This is a genomic window from Lentzea sp. NPDC042327, assembly GCF_040647275.1.
In the GTDB taxonomy this organism is placed as follows: Bacteria; Actinomycetota; Actinomycetes; order Mycobacteriales; family Pseudonocardiaceae; genus Lentzea.
In genome coordinates this window covers 141,986-155,794 of record NZ_JBEZBX010000005.1, presented here as the reverse complement: position 1 = coordinate 155,794, position 13,809 = coordinate 141,986, and the positions used below count along the sequence as shown (strand labels likewise).

The following is a 13,809-nucleotide window of genomic DNA, read 5'->3' as shown; positions in this document are numbered from 1 at the left end:
CACCTGGCGAAACGATGGCTGAGAAGACGCTGTGACATCTCGCGCAAAGCTTGAGAACACGGCAGGCTGTCGGCCATGACGGAAGGCAAAGCACGTATCGCGGTCACCGGTCTCGCCACCATGGGCAGCAACCTCGCGCGCAACCTCGCGCGGCACGGTTTCAAGGTCGCCGTGCACAACCGGACCCCCGCGAAGATGAAGTCGCTGCTCGACGAGCACGGCCACGAGGGCGACTTCGTCGGCGCCGAGACGCTGGAGGAGCTCGTGCAGAGCCTCCAGACGCCGCGCCAGATCATCATCATGGTGAAGGCCGGTGGGCCGACCGACGCCGTCATCGACGAGCTGAGCGGGCTGCTGGAGCCCGGCGACATGGTCATCGACGGCGGCAACGCCCACTACGCCGACACGCGCCGCCGCGAGGCCGCCCTGAAGGAGAAGGGCCTGCTGTTCGTCGGCGCCGGCATCTCCGGCGGCGAGGAGGGCGCCCTCAACGGGCCCAGCATCATGCCCGGTGGTCCCGCCGAGTCCTACGAGCACGTCGGGCCGGTGTTCGAGGAGATCGCCGCCAAGGTCGACGGGCAGCCGTGCTGCGTGCACGTCGGGCCGGACGGTGCCGGGCACTTCGTCAAGATGGTGCACAACGGCATCGAGTACGCCGACATGCAGCTGATCGCCGAGGCGTACGACCTGCTGAGCCGCGTCGGCGGGCAGACGCCGGCGGAGATCTCCGAGGTCTTCACGCAGTGGAACTCGGGCGACCTGGAGTCGTACCTGGTCGAGATCACCGCCGAGGTGCTCAAGCACGTCGACGCGGACGGCACGCCGCTCGTGCAGGTCATCGAGGACGCCGCCGAGCAGAAGGGCACCGGCCGCTGGACCGTGCAGGAGGCGCTGGAGCTCGGCGTCCCGGTCACCGGCATCGCCGAGGCCGTGTTCGCGCGCAGCCTGAGCGGCCACACCGACCAGCGCAAGGCCGTGCGCGACGCGTTCGGTGCGAGCGAGGTCGTGGCGAAGCCGGACGCCGAGCTCGTCGACGACGTGCGGCAGGCGCTGTACGCGTCGAAGGTCGTCGCGTACGCGCAGGGCTTCGACATGATCCGCGAGGCGTCGAAGAACTTCGACTGGGACATCGACCTCGGCGCGATGGCGACGATCTGGCGCGGTGGCTGCATCATCCGCGCACGGTTCCTCAACCGCATTCGCGAGGCATATGACGCGAACGCGGATCTCGCGTCTCTTCTGGTGGACGACTACTTCCGCGACGCCGTCCGGAATGCCGAGGCCGCTTGGCGGCGCGTCGTGGTCCGCGCGGTCGAGTCCGGTGTCCCGACGCCCGGTTTCGTGTCCGCTTTGGCCTACTACGACGGACTTCGCTCGGAACGGCTGCCCGCGGCACTCGTTCAGGGACAACGCGACTTCTTCGGCGCACACACTTATCGGCGCACCGACAGGGCCGGTAGCTTCCACACGTTGTGGTCAGGCGACAGGTCTGAGGTGGAAGCGTGAAACTTCGTTTACTGGGGGCGGTCGTCGTCGCGGCGGCGGGGTTGACCCTGACGTCCAGCGGTGGCGCCGTGGCGGTCGGCAACGAGGCGCTGACCCGCGATCTCGACGCCATCCTCGCCGACTCCGGGCTCAAGGGCGCGGACGTCGGCATCACCGTGCGGGATGCGAACACCGGTGAGGTCGTGTACACCAGATCAGGTGGTAAGCGCTCTCAGGTCGCGTCGAACCTGAAGGTGCTCACGACCGCGGCGGCGCTCGACCTGCTCGGGCCGGACCACCGGTGGAAGACCGAGCTGCAGTCGTCCGGTGCCCGTTCGGGTTCGACGCTGACCGGCGACCTCGTCCTGCGCGGCACGGGCGACCCGACGATGTCCGCCGCGCGCTACCAGGCGCTGGCGGCGGCGTTGAAGAACAGCGGTGTCACGCAGGTGACCGGCGCGCTCGTGCTGGACGACACGGCGTTCGACGCGCAGCCGTACGGCAGTGGCTGGGCGTGGGACGACGAGCCGTACTCCTACAGCGCGGAGACGTCGGCACTGACGCTCTCGCCGGATGAGCGGTACAGCGCCGGCACGGTCCTCGTGCGGGTGAAGCCGGGCGCCGCGACGGGCGCGCCGGTGCAGGTGAGCGTCGAGCCCGCGAACGACGTGGTGCAGATCCAGAGCACGGCGACCACCAACGGGGACGCCGGCATCACCGTCGAACGCGAGCACGGCACGAACGTGATCAAGGTCAGCGGTTCGACCTGGGTCGAGACGACCGCGCTGTCCACCGTCAAGGATCCGACCGGGCTCGTCTCGTCGGTGTTCGGCAAGGCGTTGGAGCAGAACGGGGTCCAGGTCCTCGGCGGCGTCAAGCGGGCCAAGGCGCCGCAGGGTGCCGCGGTGCTGGCCTCCGACACGTCGCAGACGCTCGGCCAGCTGATCACCCCGTTGCTGAAGAACAGCAACAACATGCTGGCCGAGGTGCTGGTCAAGACCGCGGGCGGCTCGTTCGCCAACGGTGTCAACCAGCTCAGCCGCAAGTGGGCGGGCCTGGGCATCGACCCGAACTGGGTCGAGGTCTTCGACGGCTCCGGCATGTCCCGGCTGAACCAGATGTCGCCGGACGACCTGACCTCGATCCTGGTGAAGGCGAAGACCAAGCCGTGGTTCGGCACCTGGTCGGCGGCGCTGCCGGTCGCGGGCAGGGACGGCACGCTGGCGGGCCGCATGAAGGGCACCGCCGCGGAGGGCACCGTGCTGGCCAAGACCGGGTCGCTCTCGGGCGTCTCGGCGCTGTCCGGGTACGTCACCACGGCGTCGGGCCGCCAGCTGGTGTTCTCGCTGGTGCAGAACAACGTGGTGCTGTGGTTCAGCCCGAAGGCGGTCGAGGACAGGGTCGCCGTGCGGCTCGCCTCCGACGGCGGCGCGCAGGTGGCGACGCCGAAGGTCGAGTCCGTTCCGCAGCAGCGGAAGGCCCCCGCGCAGGAACGCGTGACGGTTCCCCCGCAGGAGCGCTTCGACGTCGAGTGCTCGTGGATCGGCACCTGCTGACCCACGCGTGAGACCACTGGAGCCGCCCCGGGACGAACCGGGGCGGCTCCGGCGTTTCCTAGGCCGGTGACGGCACGGGTTCGAGCCCGTTGCGGTCCGGGTCCACCAGGTACACGCGGGCGTTCGAGATGTCGAAGTACAGGCCCTTCAACGAGAGCGCGCCCGCGGCGACCGCCTCCCGCACGCTCGGGTACCCGAGCAGGTTGTCCAGCTGCTGCGCCACGTTCGCGACCGCGAGCCGGTCGGCCACCGGCAGCTCCGCGCAGCCGGGCGCGGTGGGGGCGTGGAAGCGGATCAGCGACGGTTCGGCGTTGCGCAGCCAGGAGTGCAGGTGTGAGCCGCGGGCGGCGCCGCCGCTCACCAGCGCCTTCATCGCACCGCAGTCGGAGTGCCCGCACACGACGATCGAGCGGACGCCGAGGACCTCCACCGCGTACTCGACCGCGGCGCCGACCGACCGGTCCTCAGCGGTGTGCATCGGCACCAGGTTGCCGATGTTGCGCACGCAGAACAGGTCGCCCGGCCCGGACGTGGTGATCAGGTTCGGCACCACCCGGGAGTCGGCGCAGGTGATGAAGAGCTGCCGCGGTCGCTGCCCGCGCACCGCCAGCTCCCGCAGGAACGGCCGGACCAGCGGCGCCGACCGCGTCTCGAACTCGTGCATGCCCCGCAGCATGGGATCGCTCTCCGGCGACGGCCGCTGCGACGGCAGGTGCACCGTGGTGCCCGCGCCCTGCCAGTGCGACCACGGCGCGAACCAGCGCGGCAGCGGACCGGGCAACGTCTTGCGCCGCCCCGGCCTGCCCTGGTCCGCCTGGTCGAACCAGGTGTCGTGCACCTCGTCGACCTGAACCCGGCCACCGAGCCGTTCGTAGCCCTCGCGCCAGTCGTCGATCGCCTCGTAGGACGCGTGGTCCAGGTAGTCGACGTGCAGCTCCAGCACCACGGTCTGCCCGAGCGGCAACCGGCGCAGCTCGCGCACCAGCCCCCCGACGCCGAGGAACACCAGCGACCCGCGCACGCACACCCGGTTGCCCTCGACCCGCACCGAGCAGTGCGTCAACCGGTACAGCGCGCGCAGCAGCGCGATCGTCAGCCCCGCGACCACGCCCTCCAGCAGTCCGAAGAGGACGACGCCGAGCACGGTCGCCGCGTAGACCAGGAGCTCCTGGTGCCGCACCAGGTTGCGCATCCGCTCGACCGACACCAGCCGCAGGCCGACGACCAGCAGCACGCCCGCCAGCGCCGCCAGCGGGATCTGCTCCAGCGCGGGAGCGAACGCCAGCACCGCCACCGCGATCCACAGCCCCTGCATCATGGCGGCGCAGCGGGTCTTCGCGCCCGCGGCGACGTTCGTGGAGCTGCGCGCCAGGCCACCGCTGATCGGGAACCCGCCGAGGGCGCCCGCGAGCACGTTGCCGGTGCCCTGCGCCATCAGCTCCCTGTCCAGCCGGGCCCTCGGCCCGTCGTGCAGCCGGTCCACGGCCACCGCCGACAGCAACGACTCCATGCTCGCCACCAGCGCGACCGTCACCACGGCCACGACCACGGTTCCGGCGCTGCCCTGCGGCATCTCCGGGAACACCGGGGAGTGGCTGTCCGGCAGGTCGACCCGTGCGACGTCGAGGCGCAGCGCGACCGCGAGCCCGGTCGAGGCGGCGACGGCGACCAGCGGCGCCGGCACCAGCGAGGCGCGCGGGACCCGCGGCCACAGCAGCAGGACCGCGACCGCGACCGCGCCGGCCAGCACTGATCCCAGGTGGGACCCGGCCAGCTGACCCGGCAGCAGGGCGACGTTCGCGGGAACCGACGACGCCGCCGTGCCGCCCAGCACCACGACGAGCTGACCGGCCGCGATCGAGATGCCGATGCCCGCCAGCAGGCCGTGCACGACGGCGGGGGACAGCGACATCACCAGCCGGCTGATCCCGGTGAGGCCCAGCGCCACCTGGAGCACCCCGGCGGCCAGCGTGATCGCGGCGGTCGCGGCCCAGCCGAACTGCGCCACCAGCCCGGCGACGATCACCACGAGCCCGGTGCCCGGTCCGCTGATCTGCAACGGCGCCCCGCTGAGCGCGCCGACCACGACACCGCCGACGACGGCGGAGATCAGCCCGGCCATCAGCGGCGCGCCGGTGGCGTGGGCGATGCCCAGCGAGAGCGGGATCGAGATCAGGAACAGCACGAAGCTCGCGGGCAGGTCGTGCCGCAGGACCAGGCGCACCCCGCCCGGAGGACCGTGCGGGGTGTGCTCGCCGGCGTTGGACCGCTGGAGGTGGTTCACGTCTTCTTGCCTTTCGTGGGAACGGCGGAATGACCGCATGGCCCTGTGCGACCGGCACAGGACATGGGGAAGGGGGAGAGCGCGGGTGAAGGGGCGCTAGCGGCGCTGTAAGGGCAGCAGGCGGCGCGGCCGGACGGCAGCGAGCGCGTCGGCGCGGTCATGCGGGGTCGGCACGGGAACACCTCCGTGTCGGCACGAGGATCCGGGGTCGGGACCAGGCCGCGTCACCACAATGATGCGGGCGGAGGCGGCGCTGTGACAGACCTTTCAGCCGGTCGTGTTGATCTTCGCGGTGATCGTCACGCGAGGTGATGGCCGACCGGCACGAGAAGGGCCGGCTCCGGTCGGGGGGTGCGGAGCCGGCCCAGGCCGGGGCGGAGCTGAAGAACTATCGAGTTCCGGAGTTCAGCCCACCGGGCGCAGGTGCTTGCCGTGCGAAGTCCCCTGTCCCACGACGGTCAGGACGAGCTGCGCCGACAGGTAGGCCCGGCACGGCGCGGGCATCCGCCGGGAGAACCAGCCGCGCCTGCACGTGGCGCAGCGGCCGTGCTCGTCGGGCTGGTGCTCGTCCAGCAACGCCTTGACGACCGCGACCACCCTCGGCAGCTCTACCCTGGCGAGCACGAGGGCCGTCTGGTCGTCACCGCGCTCGGCGAGGTCCGCGAGCGTGGCCAGGTGGGAGTGCAGCGACCTGTCCAGTTGGCTGAACACCGTGACGGCCATCAGGCTCAGAGCTCCAGTCCTCGCGTGAGCAACCCATGCAGCCTGGCCCGGCCCGGAGCCGAACTGCAAGTTGCAGTACACGAATGGATGACGTCCCTTTGCGGGCGTGTCCTTTGCTCTCAAACTTGGACGCGGACCAGGAGGTGTGGATGCCACGGGGTAGCAGCCCGACCCTGCGCAAACGCCGGCTCGTGAGCGAGCTGCGGCGGTTGCGCGAAGCGGCCGGGCTGACGATCGAGGAGGTCGGCGAGCGCCTCGAGTGCTCGGCTTCCAAGATCAGCCGCATCGAGACCGGGAGGGTGGGGGTGAGCCCGCGCGACGTGCGGGACATGCTCACCGCCTACGGTGCGGACGCCACCACCCTGGAAGAGCTGGTCCAGCTGGCCAGGGAAGCCCGCCGCAAGGCGTGGTGGGACGAGTTCGGCGACATCGTGCCCGGTCGCTACGTCGGGTACGAGGCCGACGCCGACTCCATCAGGACCTACCAGGGCCTGATGATCCCCGGCCTGCTGCAGTGCGAGGCGTACACGAGGTCGTTGATCTCCCAGGTGCTCCCAGAGGCGAGCACCGCGGAGATCGACCGGCGGGTCCGGTTGCGCAAGGCTCGGCAGGCACTGCTGAGCGAGGACGACCCGTTGCGCCTGCACGTCGTGATCGACGAGGCCGCCCTGCACAGGCTCGTCGGCGGCGCGAAGGTGATGCGCACGCAGATGGCGCGTCTGCTCGAAGTCGGTGCACTGCCGAACGTCACGATGCAGGTCGTGCCGTTCAGCGCCGGTGGTTACGCTGCGATGGACGGGCCGTTCGTCATCCTGAGCTTCCCCGAGCAGCTGGACCCCGACGTGGTGTACATCGAGAGCACGAGAAGCGGCGTCTACCTGGAGCAGTCCGGTGACGTCAATTGGTACGCCGAGGTGTTCGAGCGTCTGGTGCGGACCGCCCTCAAGCCGGCGGACTCCGCGACCCTGATCACGGAAGTCGCTCGCGCTCTCGGCTGATCGCAGACCGGGAGTGAACAGACAGTGGAAAGCCTGCGTTGGCGCAAGAGCAGCCGATCGTCCGCCAGCGGACCCGACTGCGTGGAGATCGCGCTCGTCCCGGCCGGCGCGGCCGTGCGTGACAGCAAGAACGCGGACGGGGCCCAGCTCCGGTTCGGGTCCGCCGGGTGGGAGGGCTTCCTCTCCGCCGCCAGGACCGGCACGTTCGCCAGCTGATCGACGACAAGCCGCGAAGAACCGCGAAGCCCCGGCTGGATCGCCCAGCCGGGGCTTCGTCGTGTGCGGAAAGGGGGACGTGGGCCGGCCGGCGTTCCGCCGCCGCGGGCTGGATGCCCCTTGCACGCCGGCCGGCCCACGTCGATCATGGGGAGCAGCGGGTGTTCCGCTGTCCGGTCCAACCCCGTCGACTGCTCGACCCCCGGGTTTCCGTTGATCTCGCCGTCTGTGGTTGGTTGGACACGCTAAGCGTAAGAATGCCTTCTACAGCACGACTGGAGCCCGACTGAAGTGGTCCTCAAGCTCCAGCTGGCCACCAGGCGAAGGACAGATCGGTGACACTGCGCGAGGAACCCCTGCGGTTCGAGGTTCTCGGCCTTCTCCGGGTCGTTCGCGCAGGTCACGAGGTCGATCTCGGTGCGGCCAAGCAGCGCGCCGTGCTCGCCGTGCTGCTGCTGTCGCGCAACACCCCGGTGAGCAGGGGCACGATCATCGAGGCCGTCTGGGGCGACAACGTGCCCTCCAGCGCGGTCAACCTGGTGCAGACCTACGTCGCCGGGCTGCGCCGCGCACTGGAGCCGGCCCGCGCGCGCCGGGCCCCCGCGGAGCTGCTGACGTCCGTCGGCGACGGTTACCTGCTGCGGGTCGAGACGGGCGCGCTGGACCTCGACGTGTTCGAACGCCAGGTCTCGCTCGCGCACCGCATGCGCGCGGCGGGGGACCTCGCCGGAGCCGCGGTGGAGCTGGACGACGCGCTGGCGTTGTTCCGCGCCGAGCCGCTGGGCGGCGTGTCCGGTCTCTTCGCCGACGTCGAACGCGGCCGGCTCGTGGAACGCAGGCTGGCCGTGGTCGAGGAACGCGCCGAGCTCGGTCTCGCGATCGGCCAGGGCCCCGAGCTCGTCTCGCAGCTCACCTCCCTCGTCGCCGAGCACCCGTTGCGCGAACGCGGGCACGGGCTGCTGATGCGCGCCCTGGTCCAGGCCGGCCGGCAGGCGGAGGCGCTGGCCGCCTACCGCGAGGCCCGCCGGGTGCTGATCGACGAGCTGGGCGTGGAACCGGGGCCGGAGCTGCGCCGCGTGCACCAGGCCGTGCTGGCGGGGGACAGCCCCGAACCGGAACGCGCGCCGGTCCGCCTCCCGGCGCAGCCGGCCCCCGAGCCCGTCGTGACCGTTCCCGCGCAGCTGCCGCGCGCACCCGTCGCGTTGATCGGGCGGGACGCGGAGCTGGCGCGGATGGACTCGTTGCTGAGCGCGCACGACGGTCCCGTGCTGCTGGTGACCGGTCCGGCCGGCGTGGGCAAGACGGCGCTGGCGCTGCACTGGGCGCACCGGGTGCGCGAGGAGTTCCCGGACGGCCAGCTCTACGTCGACGTCCACGGCTACGACCCGAACCGGGAACCGCTGGAGATCGGCGAGGTGCTGAACCGGTTCCTGCGCGCCCTCGGCGTTCCCGCCGGCGACACCCCGGTCTCGGTCGACGAGCGGTCGGCGTTGCTGCGCACGCTCTTGGCCGACCGCCGGATGCTGGTGATGCTCGACAACGTCCGCGGCTCCGGTGACCTGCTGCCGCTGCTGCCGGGCGCGCCGTCGTGCGTGGTCGTCACCTCGCGCCGGCGCCTGGTCGGCCTGGTGGCGCAGGTCGAGGCGGAGCTGGTCGAGCTGGACATGCTCACCGCGGACGCCGCCGTCGACGTGCTGGGCCGCGTCGCGGGCCGCGGTGCCGCCGAAGCCGCCGCCCTGCGGTCGCTGGCCGAGCTGTGCGACGGTCTGCCGCTGGCGTTGCGGATCGCCGCCGCCCGGCTGGCGGTGTCCCCGAAGCTGCGCGTCGCCGAGCTCGTCGAGGAACTGCAGGACGAACACGGGCGGTTGGCCGCTCTCGGGCTGGAGGACGGCGAAGGTCCCGTGCGCGCCGCGCTGGACGCATCACGCCGTGCGCTGCCAGCGGTTCCCGCTCGCCTGTTGCCCGTCATCGGCCTGCACCCCGGCGCCGACCTGACCCCGCACGTCGTCGCGGCGATGGGGGAGGTCTCCCTGCTGGAGGCCCAGCGCGCGCTGGACGCACTGGCCGCCGCGAACCTGCTGTCCGTCTCCGAACCGGGCCGCCTCGTCGCCCACGACATGGTCCGCGTCTACGCGAAGACCCTGGCGGGCGAGCTCTCCGAACCGGAGCGCCGGGCCGCCACCGGCCGCATGCTGGACTACTACCTGCACTGCGCGGACCTCGCCGACGGCCTGCTGCCCATCAACCGCGGCAGCGTCCTGGTGGCCCCGGAGCACCGCCCGGCCGCCGTGCCGTCCCTGACCGGCCCCTCCGACGCGATGGCCTGGTTCGACTCCGAACGCGCCAACCTCATCGCCGCCACCGAGCACGCCGCGTCCTCCGGCTGGCACGTCCACGCCTGGCAGCTGCCGTACACGCTGTCCCGCTACCTCTGGCTCCGCACCGAACGCGAGACCTCGCTGCGCATCACCCAGGCCGCGCTGGCCGCCGCGAACGCCCTCGGCGACGACGAGGCGCGGTTCGTGATGCAGTTCAACCTCGGCGTGGCGCTGTTGCAGGTGGAGCGCAAGGAGGAGGCGCTGACCGCCCACCGCGGCGCCCTGGAGGTGGCCCGCGGCAAGGCCGACGTCCACCAGCAGGCCCGCGCCCTCACCACCGTCGCCGGCACCCTCATGGACCTGGGCCGCACGGAGGAGGCGGAAGCGCACTACCGCGAGGCGATGGAGGTCTCGCGCATCGCGGGCTCCCGGTGGGCGGAGGCCAACGCCCACCACCACCTCGGCCTGCTCTACCTCGCCAACGACCGCTACGACGACGCGATGCCGTGGCTGCGCGTGGCCCTGCGGATGTACCACGAGGTCGGTGAGCAGTGCGGGGAAGCCGCCTGCCACGTCGACCTCTCCACCGCGCTCCTGGAGACCGGTGACACCGAGGGCGCCCTGTCGTCGGCCCGCACCGCGCTGGCCGTCGCGTGCGACGCGGTGTCGCCCTACCACCAGGCCCTGGCCCACGACCGGCTCGCCGCGGTGTTCGACCGGCTCGGGGCCGCGGGTGCGGCGGCGCACTGGCAGCGGGCGCTGGCGCTGTTCACGGAGCTGGGGGCACCGGAGGCGGACGGCATCCGGGCGAGGCTGGCACGGGCGCGCGCGGTGACCGCGGTGTAGCAGGCGGGGTAAGGCTTCTCGCTGCCGATCGCACCCGTTCTGCCAATGCGCCCGGCCCACCCTCAGCACCACCCTCAGGTCCATGACCGAGTGGACCCTCGAAGCCGTCAACGCCGAGATCGCCTACCGCCGCGCGAACGCCCGCTGCACCTGGCAGCGGTCCAACGGCGGCCCGCGCCGCTGGTTCCACCGGGTGATCCACCGCACCTCCCGGAAACACGGCGGCACCAGCCCGTGAGGTGTGCGAGCATGCCTCCCGTGGCACGTCTGGGTTCCGGAATTCCCCTGGTCGCCCGCGACCGCGAGCTGGCCCGGTTGCGCGCCGCCCTCACCGGCGCCGGCAACGGCACCGCCGCCGCGGTGCTGCTCGCCGGTGACGCCGGCGTCGGCAAGACCCGGTTGGTCGACGAGCTGGCCGCCGCGGCCGACGACACGCTCGTCCTCTTGGGACGCTGCCTCGACGCCGGTGAGACCGGGCTGCCCTACCTCCCGTTCGCCGAGGCCCTCGGCCAGCTCAAGACCGGGACCGCGCACCGCCCGGCGCTCGCGATGCTCCTGCCGCAGCTGGCACTTCCGGCCGAACGCGAGCCCGGCACCGAGGCGATGCTGGCGCCCAGCCTGATCCCCGGCCGCCGGCCCGTGCAGGACGTCGGCCAGCTCCAGCTCTTCGACGCGGTGCTCGGCCTGCTGACCGAGCTGTCGGAGCGGCAGCGGGTGCTGCTCGTCGTCGAGGACCTGCACTGGGCCGACGCGTCCACCCGCTACCTGCTGTCGTTCCTGTTGTCCCGCTTGAGGTCCCAGCGCCTGCTGGTGGTCGGCACCTACCGCAGCGACGACCTGCACCGCAGCCACCCGCTGCGGCCCCTGCTGTCGGAGCTGGTGCGGCTGCCCGCCGTCGAACGGCTGGACCTCGCGCCGTTCAACGCCGCCGACGCACGCAGGTTCGTGGACGCGTTGAGCGACGACCTGCCCGCCGACGTCGTGCAGCAGGTCGCGGAACGCTCGGAGGGCAACGCGTTCTTCGCCGAGGAGCTCATCGCGGTGGCGGCGTGCGACGACCGCTCGCTGCCGAGCGCGCTGGCGGACGTGCTGCTGAGCCGGGTCGAGCGGTTGAGCCCGGAGGCGCAGCACGTCGTGCGGGTGGCATCGGTGCGGGGCCGCCGGGTGCGGCACGAGCGGCTCAGGGAGGTCGCCGGGATGAGCGACCTCGCGCTCGACACCGCGCTGCGCGAGCTCGTCCAGCACCACCTGCTGGTCGTGGACGACAACGAGGTCTACACCTTCCGGCACGCGTTGCTCAGGGAGGCTGTCTACGGCGACCTCCTCCCCGGCGAACGGGTCCGGCTGCACGCGGCGTACGCGCACCACCTCGCGCACCACCTCGACGAGCGGGGCGCCGCGGCCGCGCTGGCGCACCACGCGTTCCAGAGCCACGACCACGGGCAGGCGCTCACGGCGTTCATCAAGGCCGCCAAGGAGGCCGAACGCGCCGGCGCGCCCGCGGAGTCGTTGCAGCACCTGGAGATGGCGCTCAACCTGTGGAACGCGGTGCCCGCGGCGGACCGTCCGTCCGATGTGGACGAAGCGGTGCTGCTGCGGCGGGCGTCCTGGGTGGCGGGCACGGCCGGGCAGCCGGAGCGGGCGGTGGCGTTCGGGCGCAGCGCGACGAAGGCGCTCGCCGGGCAGTCGCCGGAGGAGCAGGCCGAGGTGCTGCTGCGGCTCGCCCAGGCGTTGTCGATCCTGGACGGCAACGACCAGGAGCACCACGAGGTCATGATGGCGGCGTGGAACCTGGTCTGCGACCGGGACGCGAGCCCGACGCGGGCCCGCGTGCTCGCCGGCAAGGCCTCCCTGCTGCGGCAGGAACGGCGCGGGGAGGAGGCGCGCGAGGCGGCGGAGCTGGCCATCGCCGACGGGCAGGCGGCGAACGCGCCGGGAGCCGTGGCGGACGCCCTCGGCACGCTCGGCATCCTCGACGACTACGCGAACCGGCCGGAGGACGCGTGGCGGAACTTCGAGCGCGCGATCGAGTGCGCCAGGGAGGTCGGCGCGGTCAACACCGAGCTGCGCGCCCGGTACTACCACGGCCTGATGCACTACGACCGCGGTGACCTCACCGCCGCCGCCCGCGTCTACAACGAGGCGGGCGAGCGGGCCCAGGAGACCGGGCTGACCTGGAGCATGTTCGGCCTGGAGATCCGCATCCAGCAGGTGCTCGTGCACTACTACCTGGGCGACTGGGACTACGCGGACTGGGCCAGCGAACCGCCGGGCATGTCCGTGTCCTCGACGGTGCTGGCCAGGTTGCGCGCCGCGAACACCCACCTCACCATCGGCCGCGGGCAGCTCGCCGAGGCCGAGCGGGTGATCACGAAGCTGCGCAGCGACTGGCACCGCGACATCCAGATCGCCCTGATCACCGGCGGCACCGGCGGTGAGCTCGCGCTGTGGCGGGGACGGCCGGAGCTGGCCGTCGAACGGGTCACCGACGTGCTGGAGTGGACCCGCAAGCTCGGCGGGCCGTGGATGCTGGCCGACATCCGGATCGGCGCGATCGGCGTCGCCGCCCACGCCGACATCGCCGCGAAGGCCCGCCGCAAGCGGGACCGGCAGGCGGAGGAACAGGCCGTCGCCGAGGGCCGCAGGCTGGCCGAGCACGTCCGGCTGACCGCGCGCAACGGCGTCCCGCGCTCCGGTGCGCTCGGACCGGAGGGCCGCGCCTGGCTGGCCCGCTCGCAGGCGGAGGAGTCCCGGCTGACCGGCCCCGGTGACCCCGCGCTGTGGCAGGCCGCGGTCGACGGGTTCGGCTACGGCCTGGTGTTCGAGCAGGCGCTGTGCCGGTGGCGGCTCGCCGAGGCGCTGCTGGGCGCCGACCGCAGGGAGGCCGCGGCCGACGAGCTGCGCCGGGCCGACGAGACCGCGGCGAAGCTCGGTGCGAAAGCGCTCGCGGACGCCGTGGCCGGTGTCGCCAGACGGGCCCGCATCACGCTGAGGGCTGACGCGCCGGTGCGCGAGCAGGTCGACCTGTTCACGCCGAGGGAACGCGCGGTGCTGGAGCTGGTGGCCTCCGGGCGGACGAACCGCGAGGTCGGCGAGGAGCTCTACATCAGCGAGAAGACCGTGTCCGTGCACCTCTCGCGCATCATGGCGAAGCTGGGCGCCTCCCGGCGCGCGGAGGCCGTGGCGATCGCCTACGACCGCGCCCTGCTGGCACCGCCCTGACCCCTTGCTTCCCGCCGCAGATGCCATCGGCGAAAGGAGGGGGCGGGCGGGTACGACTGGGGGCTGCTCGAATCGCCGTGGGTTGTCATCCCACAGGCTGATGCGGAACGCGTCGCCGAGATGATGCCCGCGCACGAACCACCGAAATAGCTTCTTCCTCG

General features: G+C 72.3%; 9 protein-coding genes. 7 read left to right on the top strand and 2 right to left on the bottom strand.

Features of this window, described 5'->3' with window-relative positions; all coding sequences use genetic code 11:
• Window positions 1-75: 75 nt before the first annotated feature.
• The gene (gene gndA, locus AB0A63_RS14515; protein ID WP_360390278.1) at window positions 76-1,506 is read left to right on the top strand and encodes an NADP-dependent phosphogluconate dehydrogenase; all 1,431 of its coding nucleotides are present in this window, start codon (window positions 76-78) and stop codon (window positions 1,504-1,506) included.
• Entirely contained in the window at window positions 1,503-3,041 is a 1,539-nt protein-coding gene (gene dacB, locus AB0A63_RS14510) for a D-alanyl-D-alanine carboxypeptidase/D-alanyl-D-alanine-endopeptidase (RefSeq protein WP_360390275.1), read from the top strand. Before gndA ends, dacB begins: the two co-directional genes overlap by 4 nt.
• A gap of 58 nt (window positions 3,042-3,099) precedes the next feature.
• Here dacB and AB0A63_RS14505 read toward each other — a convergent pair whose 3' ends face one another.
• Both AB0A63_RS14505 and AB0A63_RS14500 read right to left on the bottom strand, forming a co-directional pair.
• Complete coding sequence (locus AB0A63_RS14505; RefSeq protein WP_360390272.1) at window positions 3,100-5,325, bottom strand: SulP family inorganic anion transporter; 2,226 nt, start codon at window positions 5,323-5,325, stop codon at window positions 3,100-3,102.
• 405 nt (window positions 5,326-5,730) lie between these two features.
• On the bottom strand, window positions 5,731-6,048 hold the full coding sequence (locus AB0A63_RS14500; RefSeq protein ID WP_360390270.1) for a hypothetical protein: 318 nt from the start codon (window positions 6,046-6,048) through the stop codon (window positions 5,731-5,733).
• Between the two features lie 149 nt (window positions 6,049-6,197).
• Here AB0A63_RS14500 and AB0A63_RS14495 point away from each other — a divergent pair, with 149 nt between their 5' ends.
• From AB0A63_RS14495 to AB0A63_RS14475, 5 genes are all read left to right on the top strand, one after another.
• Complete coding sequence (locus AB0A63_RS14495) at window positions 6,198-7,046, top strand: helix-turn-helix transcriptional regulator (RefSeq protein WP_360390267.1); 849 nt, start codon at window positions 6,198-6,200, stop codon at window positions 7,044-7,046.
• Between the two features lie 24 nt (window positions 7,047-7,070).
• Window positions 7,071-7,262: a DUF397 domain-containing protein gene (locus AB0A63_RS14490; protein ID WP_360390264.1), complete on the top strand. Its 192-nt coding sequence runs from the start codon at window positions 7,071-7,073 to the stop codon at window positions 7,260-7,262.
• A gap of 335 nt (window positions 7,263-7,597) precedes the next feature.
• On the top strand, window positions 7,598-10,426 hold the full coding sequence (locus tag AB0A63_RS14485; protein WP_360390262.1) for a BTAD domain-containing putative transcriptional regulator: 2,829 nt from the start codon (window positions 7,598-7,600) through the stop codon (window positions 10,424-10,426).
• Between the two features lie 82 nt (window positions 10,427-10,508).
• Window positions 10,509-10,664, top strand: a complete 156-nt coding sequence (locus tag AB0A63_RS14480; RefSeq protein ID WP_360390259.1) for a hypothetical protein — start codon at window positions 10,509-10,511, stop codon at window positions 10,662-10,664.
• Between the two features lie 11 nt (window positions 10,665-10,675).
• Window positions 10,676-13,648 (top strand): AAA family ATPase, encoded by a 2,973-nt coding sequence (locus AB0A63_RS14475; protein WP_360390256.1) that lies wholly within the window; start codon window positions 10,676-10,678, stop codon window positions 13,646-13,648.
• Window positions 13,649-13,809: the final 161 nt, after the last annotated feature.